The organism is Arthrobacter sp. P1_B9 (assembly GCF_056406495.1).
The window spans coordinates 466,691-486,037 of the sequence record NZ_JBFUAA010000003.1; the positions used below are offsets into that span (position 1 = coordinate 466,691).

At 67.4% G+C, this 19,347-nt stretch carries 15 protein-coding genes; 11 read left to right on the forward strand and 4 right to left on the reverse strand.

What is annotated here, in order from left to right; translation table 11 throughout:
- The first annotated feature begins 66 nt into the window (after positions 1 to 66).
- The 7 genes from araB to mmsB all read left to right on the forward strand — a co-directional run bounded on the left by araB (position 67) and on the right by mmsB (position 9,332).
- A complete protein-coding gene (gene araB / locus AC1D1A_RS07120; protein ID WP_476947406.1) occupies positions 67 to 1,830 on the forward strand; it encodes a ribulokinase in 1,764 nt (587 codons plus the stop codon).
- On the forward strand, positions 1,827 to 2,507 hold the full coding sequence (locus AC1D1A_RS07125; protein WP_476947407.1) for an L-ribulose-5-phosphate 4-epimerase: 681 nt from the start codon (positions 1,827 to 1,829) through the stop codon (positions 2,505 to 2,507). Before araB ends, AC1D1A_RS07125 begins: the two co-directional genes overlap by 4 nt.
- 103 nt (positions 2,508 to 2,610) lie before the next feature.
- Positions 2,611 to 4,131, forward strand: a complete 1,521-nt coding sequence (gene araA, locus AC1D1A_RS07130) for an L-arabinose isomerase (protein ID WP_476859672.1) — start codon at positions 2,611 to 2,613, stop codon at positions 4,129 to 4,131.
- Positions 4,128 to 5,030 carry an aldose 1-epimerase family protein gene (locus AC1D1A_RS07135; RefSeq protein ID WP_476947408.1) on the forward strand — a complete coding sequence of 301 codons (903 nt, stop codon included), beginning with the start codon at positions 4,128 to 4,130 and terminating at the stop codon, positions 5,028 to 5,030. The genes araA and AC1D1A_RS07135 overlap by 4 nt, the downstream gene beginning before the upstream one ends.
- Before the next feature lie 244 nt (positions 5,031 to 5,274).
- Positions 5,275 to 6,399: a multiple monosaccharide ABC transporter substrate-binding protein gene (gene chvE, locus AC1D1A_RS07140; protein WP_476859674.1), complete on the forward strand. Its 1,125-nt coding sequence runs from the start codon at positions 5,275 to 5,277 to the stop codon at positions 6,397 to 6,399.
- Between the two features lie 108 nt (positions 6,400 to 6,507).
- The gene (gene mmsA / locus AC1D1A_RS07145) at positions 6,508 to 8,037 is read left to right on the forward strand and encodes a multiple monosaccharide ABC transporter ATP-binding protein (RefSeq protein WP_230007792.1); all 1,530 of its coding nucleotides are present in this window, start codon (positions 6,508 to 6,510) and stop codon (positions 8,035 to 8,037) included.
- A gap of 5 nt (positions 8,038 to 8,042) precedes the next feature.
- Positions 8,043 to 9,332, forward strand: coding sequence for a multiple monosaccharide ABC transporter permease (gene mmsB / locus AC1D1A_RS07150; RefSeq protein WP_028278178.1), 1,290 nt, complete (start codon positions 8,043 to 8,045; stop codon positions 9,330 to 9,332).
- A 296-nt stretch (positions 9,333 to 9,628) separates the two neighbouring features.
- Here the strand turns inward: mmsB and AC1D1A_RS07155 are convergent, their stop codons facing one another.
- Together AC1D1A_RS07155 and AC1D1A_RS07160 are read right to left on the reverse strand one after the other, a co-directional pair.
- A complete protein-coding gene (locus AC1D1A_RS07155) occupies positions 9,629 to 10,540 on the reverse strand; it encodes a ribokinase (protein WP_476947409.1) in 912 nt (303 codons plus the stop codon).
- 252 nt (positions 10,541 to 10,792) lie between these two features.
- The gene (locus tag AC1D1A_RS07160; RefSeq protein WP_476947410.1) at positions 10,793 to 11,485 is read right to left on the reverse strand and encodes a GntR family transcriptional regulator; all 693 of its coding nucleotides are present in this window, start codon (positions 11,483 to 11,485) and stop codon (positions 10,793 to 10,795) included.
- 106 nt (positions 11,486 to 11,591) lie between these two features.
- Here AC1D1A_RS07160 and AC1D1A_RS07165 point away from each other — a divergent pair, with 106 nt between their 5' ends.
- From AC1D1A_RS07165 to AC1D1A_RS07180, 4 genes are all read left to right on the forward strand, one after another.
- The gene (locus AC1D1A_RS07165) at positions 11,592 to 12,350 is read left to right on the forward strand and encodes a LamB/YcsF family protein (RefSeq protein ID WP_223914816.1); all 759 of its coding nucleotides are present in this window, start codon (positions 11,592 to 11,594) and stop codon (positions 12,348 to 12,350) included.
- A gap of 95 nt (positions 12,351 to 12,445) precedes the next feature.
- Positions 12,446 to 13,786, forward strand: coding sequence for an MFS transporter (locus AC1D1A_RS07170; RefSeq protein WP_476947411.1), 1,341 nt, complete (start codon positions 12,446 to 12,448; stop codon positions 13,784 to 13,786).
- 158 nt (positions 13,787 to 13,944) lie between these two features.
- On the forward strand, positions 13,945 to 15,609 hold the full coding sequence (locus tag AC1D1A_RS07175) for a 5-oxoprolinase subunit B/C family protein (protein ID WP_476947422.1): 1,665 nt from the start codon (positions 13,945 to 13,947) through the stop codon (positions 15,607 to 15,609).
- Positions 15,609 to 17,360 carry an acetyl/propionyl/methylcrotonyl-CoA carboxylase subunit alpha gene (locus tag AC1D1A_RS07180; RefSeq protein WP_476859680.1) on the forward strand — a complete coding sequence of 584 codons (1,752 nt, stop codon included), beginning with the start codon at positions 15,609 to 15,611 and terminating at the stop codon, positions 17,358 to 17,360. The genes AC1D1A_RS07175 and AC1D1A_RS07180 overlap by 1 nt, the downstream gene beginning before the upstream one ends.
- A gap of 422 nt (positions 17,361 to 17,782) precedes the next feature.
- Here the strand turns inward: AC1D1A_RS07180 and AC1D1A_RS07185 are convergent, their stop codons facing one another.
- The gene (locus AC1D1A_RS07185) at positions 17,783 to 18,550 is read right to left on the reverse strand and encodes a GntR family transcriptional regulator (protein WP_476873882.1); all 768 of its coding nucleotides are present in this window, start codon (positions 18,548 to 18,550) and stop codon (positions 17,783 to 17,785) included.
- A gap of 51 nt (positions 18,551 to 18,601) precedes the next feature.
- Positions 18,602 to 19,291 carry a hypothetical protein gene (locus tag AC1D1A_RS07190; protein WP_230012466.1) on the reverse strand — a complete coding sequence of 230 codons (690 nt, stop codon included), beginning with the start codon at positions 19,289 to 19,291 and terminating at the stop codon, positions 18,602 to 18,604.
- Positions 19,292 to 19,347: the final 56 nt, after the last annotated feature.

Below are 19,347 nucleotides of genomic sequence, written 5' to 3' on the forward strand. Positions count from 1 at the left end.
ACAGCAAGTTTGTTAGCGCTAACAATAAGGGGGTTCGCAATGTTGCGGAACCTATTGGAGGATTTGATGGACTTCTCAGTGGACGGAACCGAAAACTTTGTCATAGGCGTGGACTACGGCACGCTTTCCGGGCGGGCCGTCGTCGTCCGGGTCCGGGACGGCAAGGAACTGGGCAGCGGGGTATTTGAATACCCGCATGCCGTGGTCACCGGCGAGCTTCCGAAGGACACGGCTGGCGTCGCCGGCATCCGGCTTCCGGGCGAATGGGCCCTGCAGGTGCCCAACGACTACCGCGACGTGCTCCGCCGGGCTGTGCCCGCGGCCGTCGCCGACGCCGGGATCGACCCAGCCGCCGTGGTGGGCATCGCCACCGACTTCACGGCCTGCACCATGGTCCCCGTCAAGGGCGACGGCACACCGCTGAACGAGCTTCCCGGATTCGCCAACCGCCCGCACGCCTACGTGAAGCTGTGGCGCCACCATGCCGCCCAGCCGCAGGCGGACCGCATCAACGCCCTGGCCTCGGAACTCGGCGAAAACTGGCTGCCGCGCTACGGCGGACTCATCTCCTCCGAATGGGAGTTCGCCAAGGGCCTGCAGTTGCTGGAGGAGGACCCGGAAAGCTACGCCGCGATGGACCGCTGGGTGGAAGCGGCTGACTGGATCGTCTGGCAGCTGTGCGGCAACTACGTCCGCAACGCCTGCACGGCCGGCTACAAAGGGATCTACCAGGACGGCCGCTACCCGTCCAAGGAATTCCTGTCCGCCCTGAACCCGGACTTCAAGGATTTTGTCAGCGCCAAGCTGGCGCACACCATCGGCCGGCTCGGCGATGCGGCCGGCTATCTGACGGCCGAGGCCGCCGCCTGGACCGGACTGCCGGAAGGCATCGCCGTCGCAGTGGGCAACGTGGACGCCCACGTCACGGCGCCCGCAGCGAAGGCAGTTGAGCCCGGGCAGCTGGTGGCCATCATGGGAACCTCCACCTGCCACGTTATGAACGGTGCCGAACTGCGGGAAGTCCCGGGCATGTGCGGCGTGGTGGACGGCGGAATCGTCGACGGACTGTGGGGCTACGAAGCTGGCCAAAGCGGTGTGGGGGACATCTTCGGCTGGTTCACGAACAACGGCGTCCCGCCCGAGTACCACCAGGCAGCGGAGGCGGCAGGCCTGGGCATCCACGAATACCTCTCGGAACTGGCCTCGCGCCAGGCCATCGGCGAACACGGCCTCATTGCCCTGGACTGGCACTCCGGCAACCGTTCCGTGCTGGTGGACCACGAACTCTCCGGCGTCGTGGTGGGCCAGACCCTCGCCACCAGGCCCGAAGACACCTACCGGGCCTTGCTGGAAGCCACGGCCTTCGGCACGCGCACCATCGTGGACGCCTTCCGCGACTCCGGAGTGCCGGTCAGGGAATTCATCGTGGCCGGCGGCCTGCTGAAGAACAAGCTGCTCATGCAGATCTACGCGGATATCACCGGCTTGCCGCTCTCCACCATCGGCTCAACCCAGGGGCCCGCCCTGGGGTCGGCCATCCACGCCGCCGTGGCCGCAGGTGAATACGCGGATATCCGTGCCGCTGCGGCTGCCATGGGATCGGAGCCCGGCAGCATCTATATTCCCATCCCGGAAAATGTTGCCGCCTACGAAAAGCTCTTCCAGGAGTACCGCACGCTGCACGACTACTTCGGCCGCGGCAGCAACAGCGTGATGCACCGCCTCAAGGCGATCCAGCGTGCGGCCAGGCCCTCGTTTGCCGCCGCTGCTGGCGCTCCGCAGCAGAACGCCGTCCCCGCCGGCTCGGTCGCAGAGGAAGTGTCCGCATGAACAACCTGCCGGAAAGCATCGCGGAGGTCCGTCGCGAGGTCTGCGAACTGCACGCCGAACTCACGCGCTACGAACTGGTGGTGTGGACGGCCGGCAACGTCTCCGCCCGCGTCCCCGGCCATGACCTGATGGTCATCAAGCCGTCCGGAGTCTCCTACGCGGACCTCACGCCCGAGAGCATGGTTGTCACGGACCTCTACGGCACGCCCGTGGAGGGCGACTGGAGCAACCCCGCGCTGTCACCGTCCTCGGACACAGCGGCGCACGCCTACGTTTACCGGCACATGCCGGAGGTCGGGGGAGTGGTGCACACGCATTCGACCTACGCCACGGCCTGGGCTGCGCGGGGAGAGGAGATCCCCTGCGTGCTGACCATGATGGGTGACGAGTTTGGCGGGACGATCCCGGTGGGCCCGTTCGCGCTGATCGGGGACGACTCGATCGGCCGCGGCATCGTGGACACCCTGGCCCAATCCAGCTCGCCGGCCGTGCTGATGCAGAACCACGGGCCCTTCACCGTGGGCAAGGATGCCCGCTCGGCGGTCAAAGCCGCCGTCATGTGCGAGGAAGTGGCACGGACCGTCCATATTTCCCGGCAACTCGGCGAACCCCTGCCGATCGACCCGGCCCAGATCGACTCGCTTTACGCCCGCTACCAGAACGTCTACGGCCGCTAGGCCCAAAACCGGGCCGCTAGGCCCAAAACCGGGCCGCCAGGCCCAAAACCAGGCCGCCAGGCCGCGAAGCCGTCGTCGCCCCCCACCATCCGCAGGAGAAAACATGTCCAACGCCAACAACACGTCCCTTGAGCAGTTCGAGGTCTGGTTCCTCACCGGCAGCCAGCACCTCTACGGCGAGGACGTCCTCAAGCAGGTCGCCGCCCAGTCCCAAGACATCGCTGACGCGCTGAACGCCTCCGCCGACGTCCCGGTGAAAATCGTCTGGAAGCCCGTGCTCACGGACTCGGACGCCATCCGCCGCACCGCCCTGGATGCCAACTCGGATGACGCCGTGATCGGCGTGACCGCGTGGATGCACACCTTCTCCCCGGCCAAGATGTGGATCCAGGGCCTGGACCTGCTCCGGAAGCCGCTCCTGCACTTGCACACCCAGGCCAACGTCGAACTGCCGTGGGCGGACATCGACTTCGACTTCATGAACCTGAACCAGGCCGCGCACGGCGACCGCGAGTTCGGCTACATCCAGTCCCGCCTCGGCATCCCGCGCAAAACCGTCGTCGGCCACGTGTCCAACCCCGAGGTGTCCCGCCAGGTCGGATCCTGGCAGCGCGCCTCGGCGGGTTGGGCGGCCGTCCGGACCCTCAAGCTGACCCGTTTCGGCGACAACATGCGCAATGTCGCCGTCACCGAAGGGGACAAGACCGAGGCCGAGTTGCGCTTCGGCGTCTCGGTCAACACTTGGTCCGTCAATGAACTCGCCGACGCCGTGCACGGCGCGGCAGAGTCCGACGTCGACTCCCTCGTCGCCGAATACGAGCAGCTCTACGAGGTGGCCCCCGAGCTCCGTGCCGGCGGCCCGCGCCACGAGTCGCTGCGCTACAGCGCCCGGATCGAGCTTGGGCTCCGCAGCTTCCTGGAGACCAACGGCTCGGCCGCCTTCACCACGTCCTTCGAAGACCTCGGCGCACTGCGCCAGCTGCCGGGCATGGCCGTGCAGCGCCTCATGGCCGACGGTTACGGCTTCGGCGCCGAGGGCGACTGGAAGACTGCCATCCTGGTCCGGGCAGCCAAAGTCATGGGCGCCGGGCTCCCCGGCGGCGCCTCGCTCATGGAGGACTACACCTACCACCTCGTCCCGGGCCAGGAGAAAATCCTGGGCGCGCACATGCTGGAGGTCTGCCCGTCCCTGACTGCCGCGAAGCCGCGCGTGGAAATCCACCCGCTGGGCATCGGCGGCAAGGAAGATCCCGTCCGACTGGTCTTCGACACCGATGCCGGCCCCGGCGTCGTGGTGGCGCTGTCCGACATGCGCGACCGCTTCCGCCTCGTGGCCAACGCCGTCGACGTCGTGGACCTTGAGCAGCCGCTGCCCAACCTGCCGGTGGCCCGTGCCCTCTGGTCGCCCAAGCCGGACTTTGCCACCTCCGCTGCTGCCTGGCTGACCGCCGGAGCCGCCCACCACACTGTGCTTTCCACCGCCGTCGGCATGGACGTCTTCGAGGACTTCGCCGAGATCGCCCAAACCGAGCTGTTGACCATTGACGATGGCACCACCATCAGGGGCTTCAAGAAGGAACTCGCCTGGAACGCCGCCTACTACAAGCTGGCTGGCGGTCTGTGACAGGGGACGAATACGGGCTCCGGCACGGGGAGTACACCGCCGTCGTCGCCGCCCGCGGTGCCGCGGTGCGGAAGCTGCAGTTCCGCGGGCGGGACCTGATCGTCCCGTTTCCGGCAGGCGGGCCCAACCCGGACTTCCGCGGCGTCATCGTGGCACCCTGGCCGAACCGGATTCCCGACGGGACGTACACTTTTGGCGGTGCGGACTACGAGCTCCCGGTCAACGAACCCGACCGGCAATGCGCCCTGCACGGCTTCACCCCGGAGCTGGAGTGGAGGCTGGAGTCCCGGACGGATTCCGCCGTGGAGCGCTCCTGCACCATCGGGCCGACGCCGGGCTACCCCTTCGCGTTGTCGATCACCGCCAGCTACCGGCTGGCCAGCGGGGGCCTGCACACTGCCGTCACGGCAGCCAATGTGGGGCAGCGGTCCGCGCCCTACGGGGTCTGTCCCCACCCGTATCTGCTGGCCGGGCCGGCGCCGCTGGACCAATGGAGCCTGGAGGTGCCGGCGCGGACGTTCCTTGAGGTCACGCCGGACCGGCTGCTCCCGGTCGCCACCCGGTCCGTTGAAGGACACGGATATGACTTCCGCGCGGCCCGCGTCATCGGATCTACCAAGATCGACCATGCCTTCACCGACATGGTGTTCGACGGCGACGGGCAGGCTCACGTTGTGGTCCGGGACCCGGGCGGGACCGGCGTCGGCATGGCCTGGGACCGCAGCTGCGCCTGGCTGCAGCTCTACACCGGGGATGCGGAACCGCCGCTGCCCGGCCGACTCGGACTCGCCGTGGAACCCATGACGTGTCCGCCGGATGCCTTCAACACCGGCACGGACCTCGTGCGGCTCGAACCCGGAGACTCGCACCGCGTGGCCTGGCGCATCTTCGCCGCATGAGGGTCCGGCGGCGGTAAGAAGGAGACTGGCGCCGAATGTGCGTTGACTCACATGTTTCAAGAAGCTATCTTTGACCATATTGTTAGCGATAACAATCAGCCGCAGATCCCTTGACGGCTGAATCCCCGTTCCATTCAGACCTCCGCAATCCTCCCGCTGTTACCGCCCCGCAGGGGCACGATGACGTGCAGGACTGCGATCAGGAGCAACTTCGCGGACTATGGGTCCGCGGAAGGAGAAAATTGTGAAGATCAGGAAACTCCTGGGCGCCGTCGCGGTTGTCCTCGCTGTGACCGTAGGGGCCACAGGCTGCGGCAGCCGGGCCGGCACGGCCGCCCCGGCCGCCAGCGCCGACGCCGCCGGTTCCCTCGTCGGGATCTCGATGCCGACGCAGACCTCGGAGCGGTGGATCGCCGACGGCAAGAACGTCTCGGAATCCTTGACGAAGCTCGGCTACAAAGCCGACCTGCAGTACGCCAATGATGACATCCCCACCCAGGTGTCCCAGATCGAGAACATGCTTACCAAGGGTGCCAAAGCCCTCATCGTCGCAGCCATCGACGGCACCACGCTGACCGATGTCCTCGCCAAGGCGAAGGAGCAGAACGTCAAGGTCATCGCGTACGACCGGCTCATCAACGGCACGCCGAACGTCGACTTCTACACCACCTTCGACAACTACACGGTGGGCGTCCAGCAGGCCACTTCGTTGCTGACCGGCCTGGGCCTTGTTGACGCCAGCGGCAAGAAGGTCGAAGGCAAGGGCCCGTTCAATGTGGAGCTCTTCGCCGGCAGCCCGGATGACAACAACGCCAACTTCTTCTGGACCGGCGCCATGGACACCCTCAAGCCGTACCTGGACGCCGGAACCCTGAAGGTGCCCAGCGGCCAGACCAAGTTTGAGCAGGCTGCCATCCTGCGCTGGCAGGCCCCCGTGGCCCAGAAGCGCATGGAGGACATCCTCACGGCCGCCTACAGTTCCGGCACCAAGCTCAATGGCGTCCTCTCCCCGTATGACGGCCTCTCCATCGGCATCATCTCGGCCCTGACGAGCACCGGCGGCTACGCCAAGGGAAGCCTGCCGATCGTCACCGGCCAGGACGCCGAAAAGGGTTCGGTGAAGTCCATCACCGCCGGCGAACAGTACTCCACGATCTTCAAGGACACCCGCCAGCTGGGAGCCCAGGCTGTGAAGATGGTTGACGGCCTCCTGAAGGGTCAGGAACCCGAGGTCAACGACACCAAGACCTACAACAACAAGGTCAAGGTCGTCCCTGCGTACCTGCTCAAGTCCGTCATCATCACGAACGAGAACTACAAGAAGGAACTCATCGACTCCGGTTACTACACCGCGGCCGACGTCAAGTAGCCACGTCGAAGGGTGGCGGGCCGCCGTCGAGTCCGGGCCGCCACCCTTTCCCGTAGACCCCTGCAGCCGCAGGACGTCTCAGGTACTACCAGTCAGTGAGAATTGGCGATGAACACACCCATTCTTCAAATGCGAGGAATCACCAAGACCTTCCCGGGCGTGAAGGCCCTCCAGGACGTCACCCTGCAGGTGAACCGCGGCGAAGTCCACGCCATCTGCGGTGAAAACGGCGCAGGGAAATCCACCCTGATGAAGGTCCTGTCCGGCGTCTACCCGCACAGCTCCTTCGACGGCGACATCCTCTTCGAAAACGAACCCTGCAATTTCTCCAGCATCAGCGACAGCGAGAAGCGCGGAATCGTGATCATCCACCAGGAGCTGGCACTGAGCCCTTACCTGTCCATCGCCGAGAACATCTACCTCGGCAATGAACAGGCCAACCGCGGCTGGGTGAACTGGCGCAAGACCAACCTGGAGGCCGCAAAACTCCTGGCCCGGGTGGGCCTGAGCGAAAACCCGGTCACCCCCGTCCAGCACATCAGCGTGGGCAAGCAGCAGCTCGTGGAAATCGCCAAGGCACTCTCGAAGGAGGTCAAGCTCCTTATCCTCGATGAACCGACGGCAGCCCTCAACGACGAGGACTCGAGCCACCTGCTGGACTTGATCCTGCACCTCAAGGGCCAGGGTGTCACCAGCATCATCATCAGCCACAAGCTCAACGAAATCCGCAAGGTTGCGGACGCCGTCACCATCATCCGCGACGGCAAGACGATCGAGACCCTCCGCCTGGGCGACGGCGAGATCACCCAGGAACGCATTATCCGCGGAATGGTGGGCCGGGACCTGGAAAGCCTGTATCCGGACCGGGAACCACGGATTGGCGAGGAAGTCCTGCGGATCGAGGACTGGTCCGTCAGGCACCCGCAGGACTACAGCCGGGTGGTGGTCAACAACGCCAGCCTCAACGTCCGCAAGGGGGAAGTGGTGGGGCTGGCCGGACTGATGGGTGCCGGCAGGACGGAGCTGGCCATGAGCGTCTTTGGACGGAGCTACGGCACCGCCACCTCGGGGAAGGTGTTCAAACACGGCACGGAAATCAACACTTCCACCGTCTCCGACGCCATCAAGCACGGCATCGCCTACGCCACTGAGGACCGCAAGCTCTACGGTTTGAACCTCATCGAGGACATCAAGCGGAACGTATCCATGGCGGCGCTGCGCAAGCTGGTCAAGGGCGGCTGGGTGGACAAGAACCAGGAAACCGTGGTGGCCAACGACTACCGGAAGAGCATGAATATCAAGGCCCCCTCGGTTGCCGCCGTCACGGGCAAGTTGTCCGGCGGCAACCAGCAGAAAGTGGTGCTGAGCAAGTGGATGTACTCCGATCCGGACGTGCTGATCCTCGACGAACCCACCCGCGGCATCGACGTCGGAGCGAAGTTTGAGATCTACACGATCATCGCGAAGCTGGCCGCGGAAGGAAAGGCGGTCATTGTGATCTCCTCCGAACTTCCCGAACTGCTGGGCATCTGCGACAGGATTTACACCCTGTCTGCCGGGCACATCACCGGCGAGGTCCCGATCGCCGAAGCATCACAGGAAACCCTCATGCACTACATGACCAAAGAGAAGGAATAGCGAACATGTCCGCCCTCCGAGAATCCCTGGGCTTCCTGACAAGCCGCCTCCGCCAGGTTGGCATCTTTGTCGCCCTGATCCTGATCGTCCTGCTGTTCCAGATCCTGACGGACGGGATCCTGCTGGAGCCGCAGAACGTCACCAACCTGGTGGTCCAGAACAGCTATATCCTGATCCTGGCCATCGGCATGGTGATGGTGATCATCGCCGGCCACATCGACCTGTCCGTCGGTTCGGTCGCCGGCTTCATCGGCGCCTGTGCCGGTGTCATGATCGTGCACTGGGGCTGGGAGTGGTGGCTTGCTATTCCGGCCTGCCTGCTGATCGGCGCGCTGGTGGGTGCCTGGCAGGGCTACTGGATCGCGTACGTCGGCATTCCCGCCTTCATCGTCACCCTCGCCGGGATGCTGATTTTCCGCGGCCTGACACTGATCGTTCTCAAAAACCAGCAGATCACGCCGTTCCCCGGCGAACTGCGGGCGCTGGGCGGCGGCTTCCTGCCGGACATTTCCGGCGGCACGTCGGTGCTGGAGTGGCTGACGGTCATCCTTGGCGTCGGCGCCACCCTGGCGCTGGTGATCCAGGCGGTCAAGGAACGCCGGATCCGCAAGAAGTTCGAACTCGAGAACGAGCCGATGGCCTGGTTCGCCACCAAGACCGCGTTCATTGCCCTGCTCATGCTGACCATCACCTTCCTGCTCGCCAGCTACCGGGGAACCCCAATCGTCCTGATCGTGCTGGCGGTCCTGGTGATCGTCTACACGGCCCTGATGAACAACAGCGTCTTCGGCCGGCACACCTACGCACTCGGCGGCAACCTGCACGCGGCTGAGCTGTCCGGCATCAAAACCAAGGTCGTCACCTTCCGGCTGTTCGTGAACATGGGCGTCCTTGCCGCACTGGCCGGCCTCGTGTTCACGGCCCGGCTCAACTCCGCCCAGCCGGCCGGCGGCACGGGCTTCGAACTGGACGCCATCGCAGCGGCGTTCATCGGCGGCGCCGCAGTCACAGGCGGCATCGGAACCGTGGCAGGGGCAATGATCGGCGGTCTCATTATGGGTGTCCTCAACAACGGCATGTCGATCCTGGGCCTCGGCACCGACTACCAGCAGCTCATCAAGGGCCTGGTACTGCTCCTCGCCGTCGGCTTCGACATCTTCAACAAGAACCGCAGCGGCAAGGGCGGTGGGATCTCGATCATCGAGCGTCTCAAACTGAAAACCCCGCCCGCGGCTGATGTCGACGCCGGGAAGCCGGCGGCAGAGCATCCGGTCCCGGTAGCGGCCGGAAAGTAGCACGGGATACTTCAGACTGCTGCGACCGGGGCCGGCCTCCAAGAGGCCGGCCCCGGTCGGACGTTTATTGCGGGTCTTTGCTGTGCGGCTACCGGGCAGCCGATGGCGCCGTCTGGTCCTCCGCGGCGGCGGCCGGCTCGCCGGCGATGATGGCGTCCACTTCAGCCTTTTCCTTGGCGCCCCAGGTTTCGCGGGTGTTCAGCCGGCGTGGTCGTTGCCGAGTGCGATTTTCATGGGTCTCCTTCGTGTGGGACTTAGTGCGGGACGTTCAGGCGGGGTGTTGCGGGGTTTGGCGGCTACGCCGGTACTTCATCGCGCCATGGAATCGATTCCATAGCGCCGGGGCGCGTCACGGCGACAGCGGAGGCATGGGTGGCGTGGAGCATTGCCGCAGGCATCTCGCGGTCGCTGCCGGCGAGGGATGCGGCGAGGTAGCCCACGAACGTGTCGCCGGCTCCGGTGGTGTCCCTGGCGTCCACTTTCGTTGCCGGCACGTGCACGGGACTGCCGTCGACGACGGTGAAGGATCCTTCCGCGCCTGCGGTGCACACGATGGCGGGCCCCAGGACGGGCGGGAGCGACACGACCAGGTCCCGGTGGTTTCCTTGGATTCCGGCCAGGCCGGTGAGGCCCGCTAGAACCTGGATTTCCTGTTCGTTCACCACCAGGAGGTCGACGTCGTCGAGCAGCGCCTCGATCTGCCGGGGGGCCGGCGCGGCGTTGAGGATGACGAATGCCCCGCGATTCTTCGCGGTCCGCGCGGCCTGCCGGACCAGCGCCGTCGGGATTTCCAGCTGCAGGACCAGGACGTCGCCGGGCTGGACGGCGGCGAGTCCCGCTTCGACGTCGGCGGCGGTAAGCCCGGCGTTCGCGCCCGGACTCACGATGATCTGGTTTTCGCCCTGGTCATCGACCGCGATGACCGCCGTTCCGGTGGCGGCGGTGCCGCTGACCCGAACGTGGCCGGCATCGATGCCGGCCTCGGCGAGGACCTCAAGAATTCGCCGGCCATGGGCGTCGTCGCCGACGGCGCCGGTGAACTTCACTGCGGCGCCGGCCCGGGCGGCCGCGACAGCCTGGTTGCCGCCCTTGCCCCCGGGGCTGTACGTTGCGTCCGAGCCCCGGACGGTTTCGCCCGCCCGGGGCAGGGCGCTGACGCGGATGTTCTGGTCGATATTGAGGCTTCCGACCACAAAAACCGTGCTCATTGGACCTGCTCCTTCGGTGGTGCGGGACGGTGCCCGAAGCCGCAGTACATAGGGACGGAATTGAGGGGCGCTGCCGTCACGATGACGTTGGTCCCGGTGGAACGGAGCGCGCGCCTGGGCGTTGGGGTGGAAGTCCAGCTCGGTGACGGCGGCGGCCACCCTCTGGCGGGACTCGGCGGAGGTCGCCGGGTTTCCGGAGAGCACCCTGGACGGCGCTCAAAACGAATCATGGAATCGATTCCATGGAATCGTTCACTCGCCGTGGACGGCGGCCTGGCGCTCCTCGGACCGGTTCAAATAGGCCAGCAGCAGCGCGCCGGCGCCGTCCAGGTCTCCGGCTTCCAGGGCGGTGCAGATTTCCTCGTTGTCCGGCAGGTAGCCCCGGTAGAAGTGCGCGTCCACGGTGGCCTTGTGGAAGAACAGGCGCATCTCGGCCAGCACCTGGGACATGATCGTGTCCAGCCGCCGGCTGCCCGCCAGGGCCACGATCGCGCCATGGAAATGCTGGTTGGCGCTGCCCAGGCCCTCCTCGTCATTGGCGGCGGCGGCGGCTTTGCCCTCTTCAACGGCAGCGCGGACCGCGGCCACGCGCTCCGGGCTCCCGCCGCCGCGGATCGCACTGACTTCAATGGCGCGGCGCACGGTGTAGACGTCGTGGATGTCGCCGGCCTCGAGTCTGGCCACGAAGACGCCGCGGTTGGGGTGCCGGACCACCAGGCGCTCGGCCGCCAGTTCGGCGAAGGCCTCGCGGACCGTGTTGCGGGAGACGCCCAGGTCTTCGGCGATGGTCGACTCCGTGAGCCGGGCTCCCGGCAGGAGCAGGCCCTCCGCCAGTTGCAGGCGCAGCTCGGCCGCCACCCGGTCCGCCACGGAGGGGACGGCCACGCGCAGCCGCGCCGCAGCTGCGCCTAGGGCAGAGCCGGCAGCTGCATCGGGAGTGGTCATAGTGCCGAATCTACACGATTGTCCCAATGTTGAATCGTCGGATTGTTGAACAATCCGAGAAATTGATGCATCCTAGTAGGGGGCTATCATGAGACGAGGATCACAAATGGCAACCATTGACCTGAACAGCGACGTTGGCGAGTCCTTCGGCCGCTGGACCCTGGGCGACGACTCGGCGATGTTCCGCTCGGTCTCCAGCGCCAACGTGGCGTGCGGATTCCATGCGGGCGACCCCAGCGTCATCCGCCGGACCTGCCGCGAGGCGGTTGCCGCCGGCGTCGTGATCGGCGCCCACGTCGGCTACCGCGATCTCGCCGGCTTCGGCCGCCGCTTCCTGGACATCGACCCGATCGAACTGGCCGACGACGTCGTCTACCAGATCGGTGCCCTGCAGGCGCTGGCTGCCGTCGAGGGCGGCACGGTCAAGTACGTCAAGCCGCACGGCGGCCTCTACAACGCGATCGTCTCGCACACCGGCCAGGCGAAGGCCGTCGTCGACGCCGTGAAATCCGTTGACCCGAACCTGCCCATCCTGGGCCTGCCGGGCTCGGAAGTGCTGCGCCTGGCCGAGGCCGCCGGCCTCCGCGCGGTGACGGAAGCCTTCGCGGACCGTGCCTACAACCCGGACGGCACCCTCGTGTCCCGTACGCTTCCCGGAGCCGTGCTGGAGGACCCCGCTCTCGTCACTGAGCATGTCCTCCGGATGGCCACCGATTCCGCCATCCGCACCATCGACGGCTCCATCCTGAAAATCCGCGCCGAAAGCATCTGCGTGCACGGTGACTCCCCGGGGGCCGTCGCCATGGCCGCTGCCGTCCGCGAAGCGCTCAACGCCGCGGACATCACCACCGCCGCCTTCGTCTAGGCCGCAGCTTCACCGCTTCACACCCCGGTTCTGCCGGGACCACCCGCACCTAAACCCAAGCAACAGGCAGCACCCCGCACACCTGGAGGAAAACCATGACTGCAGCACCGCATCAGGCCACCCCGGCCGCCGGCAAGAGGAGGATCCCGCCTGGTGCCCTCAAGGCCTATGTCGCGAGCCTCACCGGCACTTCGCTGGAGTACTACGACTTCGCGATCTACTCCGTGGCCTCGGCCCTCGTGTTCCCCAAGGTCTTCTTCCCGGGCAACGACGAATACGTCGGGCTGCTGCTGTCCTTCTCGACCTTTGCGGTGGGCTACCTCGCCCGTCCCATCGGCGGCGTGATCTTCGGCCGGCTCGGTGACAAGATCGGCCGCAAGCAGGTCCTCGTGACCACCCTGCTGCTGATCGGCATCGCTACGGTGGTGATCGGCGCGCTCCCGGGCTACGCCACCATCGGTATAGCCGCACCCATCATCCTCGTGTTGCTGCGCCTGGCGCAGGGCATCGGCGTCGGCGGCGAGTGGGGCGGGGCCGTGCTGCTCTCAAGCGAATTCGGCGACGCGAAGCGGCGCGGCTTCTGGTCTTCCGCCGCGCAGATTGGCCCGCCCGCCGGCAACCTGATGGCCAACGGCGTTCTGGCCGTGCTCGCCGCGACGCTCAGCAACGAAGAGTTCCTCTCCTGGGGCTGGCGCGTGGCCTTCCTCGCCTCAGCGGTGTTGGTGGGCTTCGGCCTGCTGATCCGGCTGAAGCTCGAGGAAACTCCCGTCTTCAAGGCCATCCAGGCCCACGGCGAACAGCCCAAGGCCCCCATCAAGGAGGTCTTCACCAGGGAGCCGCGCGCCCTCGTCTCGGCCGCCCTGTCCCGCATCAGCCCGGACGTGCTGTACTCCCTGCTCACCGTCTTTATGGCCGTGTACGCCACCAAGGAACTGGGCATGAGCACCAGCAACGTACTGACCGCCATCCTGATCGGCTCAGCCTTCCAACTGTTCCTGATCCCGGCGGCGGGCGCCCTCACGGACCGCGTCAACCGCCGACTCGTATACGGCATCGCCGCCGTCGGAACCGCCGTCTACATTCCGCTGTTCTTCCTCATGATTCAGGACAAGTCGGTCCTCACGCTGACCATCGGAATCGTGATCGGGCTGGCCTTCCACGCCTTCATGTATGGCCCGCAGGCGGCTTACATCACCGAACAGTTCCCGGCGCGGCTGCGCTACGCCGGCAGTTCGCTGGCTTACACCCTGGCCGGCGTGGTCGGCGGCGCCATCGCACCGCTGGTCTTCACTGCCCTCTTCGCTGTCAGCGGCAACTGGTTCCTGATCGCCGGCTACCTCGCGGTCGCCTCCATCGTGACCGTGATCGGGCTGGCCATCGGGCGCAACCCGCATACTGACGAGGAGGAGCGGCTCCTGCAGGAAGCCCGCGCCTGAGCGGCGCGGATCTTCTTCGGCGGATCCTGTCCGCCGGCATGATTTCACCGGCACAATGATTGAGGCAACCCGTGATTGAGACAGCAGGGGAACCCCTGAAGGTACAAGCCGCCGCAGCAGGCGAAGCCGCAGTTCACAAGGTCCGTTCCGTGCGGGCCGTGGGGACGCGCGCGGTCCTCGCTGAGCTCTCCGGCACGCAGGACGTGCTCGCCCTGCAGGCACTGCTCCTCGAGAAACCGCTGCCGGGCCAGCAGGACATCCTGGCCGCGGCCGAGACCGTTCTGGTCAAGGCCGAATCCCCGGCCTCGGCCCGGCGCATCGCCGCCCGCCTGATGCAGCTCGACCTCACCGCACCCGTGCAACGCGACGGTGAGCTGGTGGTCATCGACACCGTGTACGACGGCGAGGACCTCGCCGAAGTCGGACGGCTCACCGGCCTGGGAACCGACGGCGTGATCGCCGCCCACTCCGGGCAGATCTGGACCGTGGCCTTCGCCGGCTTCGCCCCCGGATTCGGGTACATGATCGGGGAGAACCAGCAGCTGGAAGTGCCGCGCCGCAGCTCGCCCCGCACCGCAGTTCCCGCTGGCTCCGTGGCGCTGGCCGGCAACTACTCGGCCGTGTACCCTCGCCGTTCCCCGGGCGGCTGGCAGCTGATCGGGCGCACCAACGCCAAGATGTGGGACCTGGACCGGGAGCCGCCCGCCCTGGCCGCCCCCGGCCACCGGGTGCAGTTCCGTCCGGTCCGGGATGCACTCGCCCTCCCGGCCCAGCCAGTAGCGGAGCCGGCTGTCGAGCCGGCCGCGGCGCCTGCGGCCGAGGGCACCGCGCCGGAACCGGTTGCCGGGCAGGACGTCATGGCCGGGATCCGGATCGTTTCACCGGGCCTTCAGAGCCTGATCCAGGACCTCGGCCGGGACGGCCACTCCGGCCTGGGCGTCTCCGCCGCCGGCGCGCTGGACCGGGCCTCGCTGCGCCGGGCCAACCGCCTCGTCGGCAACGCCCCCGGCGCAGCCGGCATCGAGACCGTCGCGGGCGGACTCAAGGTCCAGGCCGTGGGGGACCAGGTCCTCGCCGTCGCCGGGGCGCCGTCGGAACTGAGCATCGCGTCCGCACCGGACGACGCCGGCGATACGTGGCAGCGCACCGTGCCGGTGGCCACTCCCTTCGCGCTGATCGACGGCGAAACGCTCAGCATCGGTGCGCCGCACAGCGGCTTCCGCAGCTACCTCGCGGTCCGCGGCGGGGTGGATGCCGCCCCGGTACTGGGCAGCCGCTCCACGGACACCATGTCCGGGATCGGTCCTGCGCCCCTGGCCGCCGGGCAGCAACTGGGCGCCGGCGGAGAGGCCGAGAGCGGCGTCGTCGGAAATCCCGAACTGCAGCCGGACTACCCGGGCACCGGGGTGACCGTCCTCGACGTCGTCCCCGGCCCCCGCGCCGACTGGTTCGATCAGGCGGCACTGGATTCCTTCACCGCCCAGGACTGGGCCGTGCTGCCGCAGTCCAACCGCGTCGGCATGCGGCTGGACGGTACGCCGCTGCAGCGCAGCCGCCAGGGCGAACTGCCCAGCGAAGGCACCGTCGCCGGAGCCCTGCAGGTCCCGCCGGAGGGCCTGCCCGTGCTCTTCCTGGCCGACCATCCGATCACCGGCGGCTACCCGGTGATCGCCGTGGTGGTCGACTCCCAGCTGGACCTCGCCGCCCAGGTCCCGATCGGCGGCAGGATCCGCTTCCGCTGGGCCGAATCCGCCACCACCGAACACCCCACCGAACACGGCACTACTGAACACGCCACCACCACAGAAGAAGCGAGTAACTGATGCGCAAGGTCCTGATCGCCAACCGTGGAGAAATCGCGGTCCGCATAGCCCGGGCCTGCGACGACGCGCAGCTGGCGTCCGTCGCTGTCTACGCCGACATCGACGCCGACGCCCTGCACGTCTCGGCCGCGGATGAGGCCTTCAGCCTGGACGGCAACTCGCCCGCGGACACGTACCTGAACATCCCCAAGCTCCTCGCCGTGGCGGCCCAGTCCGGTGCGGACGCCGTCCACCCCGGCTACGGCTTCCTCTCCGAGAACGCCGACTTTGCCCAGGCCGTCCTCGACGCCGGGCTGACCTGGATCGGTCCGACGCCGGACGCGATCCGGCTGCTCGGCAACAAGATCACGGCCCGCGACGCGGCCGTCCGGGCCGGCGCACCCCTGGTGGCCGGCAGCGACGGTCCCGTCGACACGGCGGCCGAGGCCCGCGCCTTCGCCGAAGAGCATGGCCTGCCGATCGCCATCAAGGCCGCCTTCGGCGGCGGTGGCCGCGGCATGAAGGTGGTCCGGGTCATCGACGAGGTCGAGGAAGCCTTCGACTCCGCCGTCCGGGAAGCCGTTGCCGCCTTCGGGCGGGGCGAGTGCTTCGTGGAGCGCTACCTGGACCGTCCGCGCCACGTCGAGGCGCAGGTCCTGGCGGACGCGCACGGCAACGTCGTGGTCGTCGGAACCCGCGACTGCTCCCTGCAGCGCCGGCACCAGAAGCTCCTCGAAGAGGCCCCCGCGCCGTTCCTGACCGACGAGCAGACCACGCTGATCTACGACGCCGCCAAGGCCGTCTGCCGGGAAGCGGGCTACTCCGGCGCCGGCACGGTGGAATTCCTCGTCGCGGCGGACGGCACCGTGGCCTTCCTGGAGGTCAACACCCGGCTCCAGGTGGAGCACCCCATCACCGAGGAAACCACGGGGATCGACCTCGTCCAGGAACAGTTCAGGATCGCCGCGGGCGAGCCGCTGCGCCTGGCCGAAGACCCGGCACCGCGCGGACACGCCTTCGAATTCCGGCTTAACGCAGAGGACGTGGGCCGCGGCTTCCTGCCCTCGCCCGGCACCATCGGCGAATTCGCCGGTCCCACCGGCCCGGGCATCCGCCTCGACACCGGCGTCCGCTCCGGGTCCTTCGTCGCGCCGCAGTTCGATTCCCTGCTCGCGAAGCTGATCGTCACCGGCGCGGACCGCCAGCAGGCCCTGCGCCGTGCCCGCCGGGCCCTCGCCGAAATGCGGATCACCGGGGTCGCCACCGTGCTGCCCTTCCACCGGGCCGTGCTGGAATCCCCGGACTTCACCTCCGAGGACGGCCTCGGCATCCACACCCGATGGATCGAAACCGACTTCGCGGACAGCATCCCTGCCGATCCGGACTACAGCACCACCGCGCCCGACGGCGAACGCCGCACCATCACTGTCGACGTGGACGGCAGGCGCCTCGCCGTCGGCCTTCCGGCCGATCTGCTGGACGCCTGGGCCCGCTCGGGCAGCTCCGCGCCCGCCGGGGTGTCGGTAGCGTCCGACGGCGGTGCCGCCGCCGCTGGCGACCCTGGGGAGCTGCGCGCGGACATGGCAGGGACAGTCGTGAAATGGCTCGTCGAGCCGGGAGCCGAAGTCTCGGCCGGGGACCCGGTGGTGGTCCTTGAGGCCATGAAGATGGAAACCCAGGTCTCCGCGCACCGGGACGGCACCGTCACCGACGTCCGCACCAAAGCGGGCGGGGTTGTCACGGCCGGCGCGGTGCTCGCGCTGATCGGGTAGCCGCATTCTGCTGATGTTTGGCGAGTGACTGGGCCGTTTCCGCTGGCGGAAGCGGCCCAGTCACGTTCGAGCGGGCGTGGCTATGCCTCCAGCCCGAGTCCGCGCCTGCCGATGGGGTTGAGTTCCTTCTCATGGAACCGGTTATCCCAGTCGGCTTCATAGTGCTCTTCGGGAAAATCCCGGGGTGAGCGTCCGGCTTTGAAGTCCTCTGCCACTCGGTACAGAAGGGCCCCGGGCCGGGGCCCCATTGCATGCCCGTGGAGCGGCAGTGGAAGGGATCTGGGCCGAATACCGCCGGTGATCTCCAGGTGATCTTCAAGTGATCGGCCGGTTGCGAGCCGAACAACCTCCACAACGGGAACGGCCGGGCACGCTGGGGAGCGTGCCCGGCCGTGTGTCCGGTGGTTGTGGTTGTTGCCCGGTCAGGTCCGTGACTCTGAGAGGGCCGGAGCGGCCTGGACCTGCTGGGCGGGTGGCTGGGCGCGGCGGTTGAGCCACATTTCGAAGACGTCGCTGGTGTGCCACTCGAAGGAGGCGAGCACCGGGGTGCCGTTGATGTCGTAGTCGACCTCGTCGAAGTAGAGCAGCGGGACGCCTTCTTTGACCTGGAGCTGTGCGGCCTCAGGGGGTCCGGCGAGGACGGGGAGCAGCTTGGCCCGCCCGTTCCGGACGCCGTAGTTGAGGGTCTCGAGCAGGTCGAACAGGGACGGGCCGAGGTTGGACCGGGCCGCTTCGGGCACGAGGGCCAGAGGGACGCGGTCGAGGCTGTAGACGACGGGCCGGGCATCGGCGAACCGGACCCGTTCGACGATGACGACCTCGGCCCCGCGGTCCAGGCGGAGCCGGGCCCGGTCGCCGTCATCGGCGGGTACCACGCGCTGGGAGATGATCCGGATGCTGGGGGTGAATCCGGCGGCCTGAATCATCGCGGTGTAGCTGACGTTCAGGTCCAGCGCGTGGCGCTGCGGCACCCTGGTGACGTAGGTGCCTTTGCCATGGAGGCGGGAAAGGTACCCGGCGTCGATCAATGCCCGGTAGCCTTCGCGGACCGTGGCGCGGCTCACCGCGAACTTCACCGACATTTCGTCCTCGTTGGGGAGCCGGTCGCCGACGTTATACGTGCCGTTGCTGATGAGCTCGGTGAGTTCATCTCGAACCTGTTCTGCAAGATTTGGCCGGCGACCTGACATGGTGTCCTCCCTGGGGCAATAAATCCAGTGTACTGGCGGTGCGGGTTCTGGTTAGACGCGGGCGCCGGCGGCGGCGTCGGCGTAGGACAGGGCGGTGCGGACCTGGGACACGACGTCCTTTTCGCCGGGGAGCTTGCCGTCGAAGATGGCCGCGCCGATGGTGAAGCCCCAGACGCCGGCTTCGGCGAGACCGCGGATCTGGTCCTCGTTGACGACCGAGCCGGCAGCGATGGTGGGCCCATCGACAACGCGGGCGACGGCGGCGGTGAGTTCCAGCGGATCGACGGTGGCGTGGCGGTAGGCGAGCAGGTCCACGCCGTGGACGCCCTCGAGCTTGGAGAGTTCGGCGGCGTGCGCGGTGATCTCCTCGATGGTGCCGAGCAGTGCGCTGGGGTGCCCGGCGACGCGGCCGGGGAAGGGGGCGAACTTGATTCCGGTGCCGGCGAGCTTCTCGACGGCCTCGGCGGCGAACTTGCCGCCCACGATCCAGTCCACGCCGGCGGCGATGGCGGCGTCGATGGAGTCCATCTCATCAGCCTTGTCGACCGAGACCACCTCGAGGTAGACCACCAGGTCCGCGGCGTGCGCGGCGGCAGTCAGCTCACGTGCCTTCTCGGCGGTGGCGCCGACGTCCTTGAAGCCGATGTGGCGCAGCCCGGTGTCCTTGACCTGCTCGAGGACCTCCAGGGCGTTGTCGACGGTGCGGTCGTTGTGGGTGAGCATGAAGATGAATTCAGACATTGTTCTTGTTCTTTCGCTTGTGGTGGGTGGTGCTGGGTGGGTGCTGGTGCTGGTGG

What these genes read in the sequence shown, in the direction of transcription:
- araB (WP_476947406.1), top strand. Translation starts at nt 67, where the DNA reads ATGGACTTCTCAGTGGACGGAACCGAAAACTTTGTCATAGGCGTGGAC.
- AC1D1A_RS07125 (WP_476947407.1), top strand. Translation starts at nt 1,827, where the DNA reads ATGAACAACCTGCCGGAAAGCATCGCGGAGGTCCGTCGCGAGGTCTGC.
- araA (WP_476859672.1), top strand. Translation starts at nt 2,611, where the DNA reads ATGTCCAACGCCAACAACACGTCCCTTGAGCAGTTCGAGGTCTGGTTC.
- mmsA (WP_230007792.1), top strand. Translation starts at nt 6,508, where the DNA reads ATGAACACACCCATTCTTCAAATGCGAGGAATCACCAAGACCTTCCCG.
- mmsB (WP_028278178.1), top strand. Translation starts at nt 8,043, where the DNA reads ATGTCCGCCCTCCGAGAATCCCTGGGCTTCCTGACAAGCCGCCTCCGC.
- AC1D1A_RS07155 (WP_476947409.1), bottom strand. Translation starts at nt 10,540, where the DNA reads ATGAGCACGGTTTTTGTGGTCGGAAGCCTCAATATCGACCAGAACATC.
- AC1D1A_RS07160 (WP_476947410.1), bottom strand. Translation starts at nt 11,485, where the DNA reads ATGACCACTCCCGATGCAGCTGCCGGCTCTGCCCTAGGCGCAGCTGCG.
- AC1D1A_RS07165 (WP_223914816.1), top strand. Translation starts at nt 11,592, where the DNA reads ATGGCAACCATTGACCTGAACAGCGACGTTGGCGAGTCCTTCGGCCGC.
- AC1D1A_RS07170 (WP_476947411.1), top strand. Translation starts at nt 12,446, where the DNA reads ATGACTGCAGCACCGCATCAGGCCACCCCGGCCGCCGGCAAGAGGAGG.
- AC1D1A_RS07180 (WP_476859680.1), top strand. Translation starts at nt 15,609, where the DNA reads ATGCGCAAGGTCCTGATCGCCAACCGTGGAGAAATCGCGGTCCGCATA.
- AC1D1A_RS07185 (WP_476873882.1), bottom strand. Translation starts at nt 18,550, where the DNA reads ATGTCAGGTCGCCGGCCAAATCTTGCAGAACAGGTTCGAGATGAACTC.
- AC1D1A_RS07190 (WP_230012466.1), bottom strand. Translation starts at nt 19,291, where the DNA reads ATGTCTGAATTCATCTTCATGCTCACCCACAACGACCGCACCGTCGAC.